Genomic DNA, 7,282 nt, shown 5'->3' on the forward strand with positions numbered 1-7,282 from the left:
TGTTCCTTGTTCCTATAGCGGCCAGACCAGCAGGATCATGGGGATCGCCACCAGGGTGATCACCACCTCCAGGGGCAGTCCCATGCGCCAGTAGTCCCCGAAGCGATAGCCCCCGGGGCCCATCACCAGGGTATTGGACTGGTGGCCGATGGGGGTGAGGAAGGCGCAGGAGGCACTGACGGCCACCGCCATCAGGAAGGGGTCCAACGACACCTCGAAGCCGCGCGCCAAGCTCGCGGCGATGGGGGCCATCAGCACTGCCGCCGCGGCATTGTTGATGATGTCGGAGAGCATCATGGTGATCACGAAGAGCCCCACCAGGGTGACCACCACCGGCCACTGCCCGCCCCAGCCCAGCAGGGCGTCGGCGATCAGCGCCGCCCCGCCGCTGGTCTCCAGCGCCTCGCCCACCGGGATCATGGCGCCCAGCAGCACCAGCACGGGGCCGTCGATCGCCTGGTAGCCCTCGCGCAGCGGCAGCACCCCTACCAGCAGCGAGACCAGGGCCGCCGTGGCGAGCGCCACCGCCGCGGGCAGCACGCCCAGCAGGATGGCCAGGATGGCCGCGGCGAAGATGGCCAGGGAGACCAGCAGCAGGCGCGGCTGTCCCAGGGAGAGGTTGCGGCTGGCCAGCGGCAGGCAGCCCAGGGTCGCCAGGCTCTCGGAGAGCTCGCTCTCGCCACCCTGCAGCAGCAGCACGTCGCCCGGGCGGAAACGGATGTCGCGCAGGCGCTGCTTGAGGCGGCCCCCGTCGCGGGCCACGGCCACCAGGTGCAGGCCGAACTGGTTGTGCAGGCGCAGCTGGCCGACGGTGCGATTGACCATCATGGAGTCGTTGCGCACCACCGCCTCGACCAGCTGCAGCCCCTCGGTATCAACGCTCTTCTTTTTCTTCTCCTTCTTGCTCCCCTTTTCGTCCTCCTCGTCAAGCACCCTGTCCTGCGCCGCCGGGTCCTTGGCCGACGTTGCCCCTTCCCGCGTATCGTCGTCGGTCTCGGCCTGCTGCGCCGTCTCGTCACCTCCCTCGGGTTCCTTGCCCACGCGAAGCCCCGCCTTGTCCTCCAGCAGCTTCATCTCCTCGGGGCCCGCCTCCAGCAGCAGGATGTCGCCGGTTCGCAGCTCACCATGGAAGGCATGGCCGGCGCGGCGCCGGTCATCGCGCACCACAGCGAGCACCGGGATGGTCTCCTCCAGGGCCTCGTGCAGGTCTCGCAGCGTCCAGCCGTTGGCCTTCGCCTCCTCGTCCACCTCGAGTTCGACCAGGTAGTTGGCGGTGTCGAACATCTCCTCGGTGGAAGCCTTGCCGGCACGCTGGGGCACCAGCCGCCAGCCGATCAGCAGGATGAAGGCGAGCCCGGCCAGGGCCACCGCCACGCCCACGGGAGAGAAGGAGAAGAGCCCGAAGGCGTCGCCGGTGACCGAGCCCCGGTAGCTGGCGATGATGATATTGGGCGGGGTGCCGATCAGGGTGGTCAGCCCGCCCAGCAGCGAGCCGAAGGCCAGCGGCATCAGCAGCAGTGACGGCGAGGTGTCATGCTCCCGGGCCAGGCGCATGGCCACCGGCAGCAGCAGCGCCAGGGCCCCGACGTTGTTCATGAAGCCGGAGAGCACCACCACCGTCCCGGTCAGCGCGGCAAGCTGGAGGAAGAGCCGCTCCCCGACCTTGAGCACCTGCTGGGCGATCACGTCCACCACCCCGGAGCGCTCGAAACCGCGACTGAGCACCAGCACCGCGGCCACGGTGATCACCGCCGGATGGCCGAAGCCGAGGAAGGCCTCCTCGCCCGGCACCAGTCCCAGGATCACCGAGCCCAGCAGCGCCGAGAGGGCTACGAGGTCGTAGCGGAAGCGCCCCCAGACGAAGGCGGCAAGCGTCAGTCCCAGGACAATGAAGACCAGCGTGCTGTCGGCCATGACACCTCCCTGTCCCTTCATGGAGACTCAAGCACACCAGCCGCGGGACAGAAAAGCCAGCCCTTTCGCCCGCCCGGATGCGAAGAACCCGGCAATGGCCGGGTCCGTCGGGTTGAGGTGTCGCGAGGCCTACTTCCTGGCCATCTTCTCCAGCATGGCATTGACGGCCTCGAGGTGCTCGGGCTCGTTGTGGCACATGCCCTGGAAGGTCGCACAGAGGTCGAGGAAGTCGGGCAGCTCCATGCGGCTGCCCATCTTCATCAGCCGCTTGGTCAGTCGCGTCGCCTTGGGGGGCTGGGCCGCCATCTGCCCGGCCATCTCGCCGACGCGCTCGAGCAGTGTCTCGGGCTCGGTGACCTCCAGCACGATGCCATACGCCTTCGCCTCCTCGGCATCGATCACCCGGCCGGAGAGCGTCAGCTCGAAGGCACGCTGATAGCCGATCAGGCGCTGCATGAACCAGGCGCCGCCGTCGCCGGGGATGATCCCCAGGTTGAGGAAGGTCTCGCCGAACTTGGCCTTGCGGGAGGCGATGCGCACGTCGGCCATGTTGGCCAGGTCGAAGCCGGCGCCGATGGCCGGGCCGTTGACCGCGGCGATGATCGGCACCTCCACGCCCTGCAGGGCGAGCGGGATCCGCTGGATGCCCCGCCGGTAGCGGCTGGCGACCTCGGCCACGTCGCCGGCGAAGTCGCCGCCACGCTCGGCCATGTCCTTGACGTTGCCCCCCGCGGAGAACGCCGAGCCCGCCCCGGTGATGACCAGCACGGAGACCTCGTCGCAGGCATTGACCCAGTCGGCCACGGCCACGATGTCCTCCACCAGGGCGGTGCCGGTCAGGGCATTGCGCACGTCGTGGCGATCCAGGGTCAGGGTGGCCACCCGCCCCTCCAGCGTCAGGCGGGCATCGGTCAGTTGCGGTTGGCTCAGGCTCATGCTCGGGCGTCCTCGTCGGTGGCAGCAGTGTCACGGTCGACGATAACCCGGGCATCCACCACCGCATAGCCGTCGGCATTGACGATCACCGGGTTGAGGTCGAGCTCCTTGAGGTCCGGGTAGGCGGCGACGATGCTCGATACCTTGAGCAGCAGGTCGACCAGCGCCTCCTTGTCCACCGCGGACTCGCCGCGCACCCCCTCGAGGATCCGCTTCGCCTTGATCTGCTCCACCATGGAGCGGGCGTCATGGCGCGACAGCGGGATGGCGCGAAAGGCGACGTCCTCGAGGATCTCGACGAAGATGCCGCCGAGGCCGAACATCAGCACCGGCCCGAAGATCGGGTCGCGGATCACCCCGACGATCACCTCCACGCCCTTCTTCGCCATGGGCGTCACCAGCACGCCCTCGATCTCGGCGTTGGCGTCATAGGCCCTGCAGGCGTCGAGGATCGCCTCGCGGGCTTCGTGCATGGCGGCTTCGCCCACCACATTGAGCTTCACGCCGCCGGCGTCGGACTTGTGCAGGATGTCCTTCGAGACCACCTTCATGGCCAGCGGCGTCTCGCCAAGCGCTGCCGCGGCTAGCTCGGCCTCGTTCCTGACCACCCGCTCCTCCGGGACCTCGACGCCGTGGTCGCGCAGCAGTTGCTTGGCCTCGTACTCGAAGAGGTCACGCCCCTCGGCCCGGGCCTGCCGGAACATGGTGGTGAGCTCGGGACGGGCCGCCACCGGGGTCTCGCGGGACTGGCCACTGGCCTGGGCCAGGTACTGGCCGCGCTCGCCCAGCGCCGCAAGCACCCGCACCGACTGCTCGATGGAGGCATAGACCGGCAGGCCCGCCTCGTGAAGGCGACGCAGCGCCGGCGGCTTGATCGGCGTATAGAGGCTGTAGATCACCAGCGGTTTCTCGGTGGCGTTGGAGAGGTCCACCATCGCCTCGGCGCCACGCATCTCGTCGCCCAGCAGCGACTCGGCGAAGCGGATGCTGTAGCCGCCGAACATGCCCACCAGGAAGACGCTGTCGACGTTGTCGTCGGCGGCGACGATCTCCATGCAGGTGGCGAGCAGCGAGGGGTTGGCGTCGGTGGAGCCGGCCACGTCGACCGGGTTGACGGTGGACGCCTGGGGGAAGAGCACCTCGCGCAGCTTCGCCCGCGTGGCCTCGGAAAGCTCGGCGAGCTCCAGGCCCGCCTCGGACAGGCGGTCGGAGGCGATGGTGGCCTGGCCGCCGCCGTCGGAGATCACCGCCACCCGCTTGCCGCGGGACTTCTGCAGCAGCCCCAGGCCCTCGGCCACCGGGAGGATCTCGTCGGAGTACTGCACCACGCTGACCCCGGACTGCCTGAGCAGGTCCACGGTCATGGCATAGCTGCCGGCCAGGGCCCCGGTGTGGGAGCTGGCAGCCTTCTGGCCCTGCTCGGTGGAACCGGACTTGTAAACCACCACCGGCTTCATGGCGGTGACGTCACGGGCCACCTCGAGGAACTTGCGGCCGTCCCGGAAGCCTTCCACGTAGAGGGTAGCGACCCGGGTGTGCTCGTCCTCGCCCAGGTAGCGCAGGTAGTCGTTGAAGCCGATGTCGCTCTGGTTACCGGGGCCCACGTAGGTGGAGAAGCCCACATGGCCGTTGTGCTGGGCCTCCAGGGCCAGCGACAGCAGCATGTTGCCGGACTGGGAGATGATGCCCACGTCGCCCGGCCTGACGTTGTCCAGCGCCAGCAGGTTGATGTGGTGATGCAGGTTGAACACGCCCGAGGTGTTGGGGCCGATGATCCGCACGCCGTGCGCCTCGGCCTTGACCATCATCTCGCGCTCGAGCGCAGCCCCCTCACCGCCGACTTCGGCAAAGCCGCTGGCGAGTATCACCGCCCCCTTGATGCCGCGACGGCCACACTCGGCGATCAGCCCCGGCACCGTTGCCGCCGGCGTGCAGATCAGCGCCAGCTGGGGATTGCCGGGGATCGCCGTGACCGAGGGCCAGGCCTTGACCCCGAGGATCATGTCGGCCTTGGGGTTCACCGGGTAGATGTCGCCGCGATAGCCGTCCTTGATCAGGCCGACCATCGCCTTGTAGCCCCGCTTGGTGGGATCGGCGGAGGCGCCGATCACCGCGATGCCGGTCGGCGCCAGGATGTCGTGCAGCGGGCTGCGGGTCGGGAGGTGTCCTTCGATGGGATTCATGTGCTGATGACCTTGACCGCAAGGGTCGTTGAACGGTGACAACGGGCCCGGCAGCCGGCCGGGCACGGAAGCTCGTGATTACTTGCCCTGGAACCGGGGAGTGCGCTTCTCGGCGAAGGCGTCGACGCCCTCCTGCCAGTCCTCGGTGGTGGAGCAGGTGAAGACCGCATCGAGCTCCTGCTGCAGCTGGCTCTCCAGGTTCGTGTCGCTGCCCTGGTTGACCAGCCGCTTGAGCATGGCGATGGAGACCGGCGCCTGCTTCGCCAGCTCGCCGGCCAGGGTGCGGGCCTCGTCGAGCAGGGAGTCGGCGGTCCAGCTGGAGGTCGCCAGGCCGATGCGGGTGGCTTCCTCGCCATCGATGCGCCGGCCGGTGAAGAGCAGGCGGCGCGCCTGGGCCAGGCCCACCAGTTCGGGCAGAAGCTTGGAGACGCCGCCGCCCACGCAGGTACCGATGCTGGTCTCCGGGAAGCCGATCTGGGCATCCTCTGCCATCAGGATGAAGTCACAGGAGACCGCCATCTCGGCGCCGGCCCCCAGGGCATAGCCATTGACGGCGGCGATGACGGGCTTGTTGAGGCGCAGGATCGCCTCGCAGACGTCGTTGCCCAGCTGCAGGTACTGGCGGCGCTGGAACAGCGAACGCTTGGCACTGCCGTGCTCCTTCATGTCGGCGCCGACGCAGAAGGCGCGACCCTCGCCGGTGAGGATCACGGCACGGATATCGACATCGGCGGAGACGACGGCGAGGACATCGAGCAGCTCGGTATACAGCGTCTCGACCACGGCATTGAGGCGATGGGGCCGGTTGAAGCGAATCTCCATCACCTGGCCGTGGCGCTGGGTGATCAGGGTCTCGTAGGCGGGATGCTTGGCAGAGTGGCTCATGTCGGGTTCGGTCGTTCCTGGAGTGGCTGACGATGAATGAAACAAACGTATCAGTCACTTTGACAATGAGGCACGTCTGTTTTGCCGGCATCCTAGACGACGACCCGGAGATGCGTCAATACATCCGTGTCATGGTTTTTTATCATGGGACACAGTTGTTTCATTCATGCCGGCCCGCATGCGTTACAATGCGCGCTGCCACGAGGGACGGATGCCATCAACATGATCAGCTGAGGAGAACCGCGTGCTGGAACCGCAGACCCCGAGCCAGGAGGCGCTGCCGGAGGCCCCGGCGGGACTGGATGCCGTCAACCAGCAGCTGGCCGAGGCGTATCCGGAGCTGAGCCCGCAGCTCAAGCTGGCCGCCGGCTACGTGCTGGAACACCCGGTGGAGATCGCCTTCCAGTCGATCCGCAAGTCGGCCACGGCCGCCGAGGTCACGCCCTCGACGCTGATGCGGCTGGCCAAGCGGCTCGAGTTCGAGAGCTATGAGCAGTTCCGCGAGGTGTTCCAGTCGGCGGTGCAGGCCGGTCCGGTGGAGCTCTCGGGGCGGGCCAGCCAGCTGCGTAGCCTGGCCAGCCAGACCGATGATCAGGTGTTCCTGGACGTGGGAGACGCGGCCTTCGACAACATCGGTCGGCTGTTCACCGCCGACAACCAGAAGAAGGTCCGCGAGGCGTCCCGGCTGCTGCTGGGCGCCGGCAAGGTGGCGGTGGTCGGCTTTCGCGACACCTTCGCCTGCGCCTACCACTTCGCCTACGTGGGGCGCATCGCCATGCCCGACATCCACCTCATCCGCGGGCAGGAGGGTGGCCTGCTCACCGAGCTGGCCCCCTTCGGCGAGGGGGACGTGGTGATCGCCTTCGGCTTCGAGCCGTACTGTGCCGAGACCATGCGGGCCCTGGAGATCACCCGCGCCAACGGCGTGAATGCCATCGTGGTTACCGACACCATGCGCTCGCCGCTGGTCCCCGGCGCCAGCATCACCTTCCCGGTGGCCAATGCCACGCCGCACTTCTTCCCCTCGATCCTCTCGGCGATCACGCTGATCGAGGTGCTGCTGGCCGAGTGCGTGGCCTTCGGCCCCGACGACCTGGTGGACAACGTGGCACGCTTCGAGTCGCGGATGCGGGCGATGGGCGCCTATGTGGAGAATTCCTGAGGGCCCAGGAGCAAGGAGCAAGGAGCAAGGAGCAAGGAGCAAGGAGCAAGGAGCAAGGAGCAAGGACAGGATTGAAGCAGCTGAGGGCAAGCCGCAAGGGGTCCTTGTGATGTGCCCCCGGTTTTGTAGACACCTTGCCGACAACCGAAGGTAAGGTGCTATGCGCTTGAAAACTCGACGTCAGTTCTCGCTAGAGTTCAAA

The 7,282-nt window shown here is 67.7% G+C and carries 5 protein-coding genes; 1 reads left to right on the plus strand and 4 read right to left on the minus strand.

Going from position 1 to position 7,282, the window contains the following annotated elements:
• Positions 1-12: 12 nt before the first annotated feature.
• From DFP85_RS09175 to DFP85_RS09190, 4 genes are all read right to left on the minus strand, one after another.
• The gene (locus tag DFP85_RS09175; RefSeq protein ID WP_133635976.1) at positions 13-1,914 is read right to left on the minus strand and encodes an SLC13 family permease; all 1,902 of its coding nucleotides are present in this window, start codon (positions 1,912-1,914) and stop codon (positions 13-15) included.
• A 129-nt stretch (positions 1,915-2,043) separates the two neighbouring features.
• Positions 2,044-2,850 carry an enoyl-CoA hydratase-related protein gene (locus DFP85_RS09180; RefSeq protein WP_133635977.1) on the minus strand — a complete coding sequence of 269 codons (807 nt, stop codon included), beginning with the start codon at positions 2,848-2,850 and terminating at the stop codon, positions 2,044-2,046.
• On the minus strand, positions 2,847-5,033 hold the full coding sequence (locus tag DFP85_RS09185) for an acetate--CoA ligase family protein (protein WP_133635978.1): 2,187 nt from the start codon (positions 5,031-5,033) through the stop codon (positions 2,847-2,849). Before DFP85_RS09185 ends, DFP85_RS09180 begins: the two co-directional genes overlap by 4 nt.
• Positions 5,034-5,111: 78 nt before the next feature.
• Positions 5,112-5,918, minus strand: a complete 807-nt coding sequence (locus DFP85_RS09190) for an enoyl-CoA hydratase/isomerase family protein (RefSeq protein WP_133635979.1) — start codon at positions 5,916-5,918, stop codon at positions 5,112-5,114.
• A 244-nt stretch (positions 5,919-6,162) separates the two neighbouring features.
• Here DFP85_RS09190 and DFP85_RS09195 point away from each other — a divergent pair, with 244 nt between their 5' ends.
• Positions 6,163-7,080, plus strand: a complete 918-nt coding sequence (locus DFP85_RS09195; protein WP_133635980.1) for a MurR/RpiR family transcriptional regulator — start codon at positions 6,163-6,165, stop codon at positions 7,078-7,080.
• Positions 7,081-7,282: the final 202 nt, after the last annotated feature.

The organism is Halomonas ventosae (assembly GCF_004363555.1).
GTDB lineage: Bacteria > Pseudomonadota > Gammaproteobacteria > Pseudomonadales > Halomonadaceae > Halomonas > Halomonas ventosae.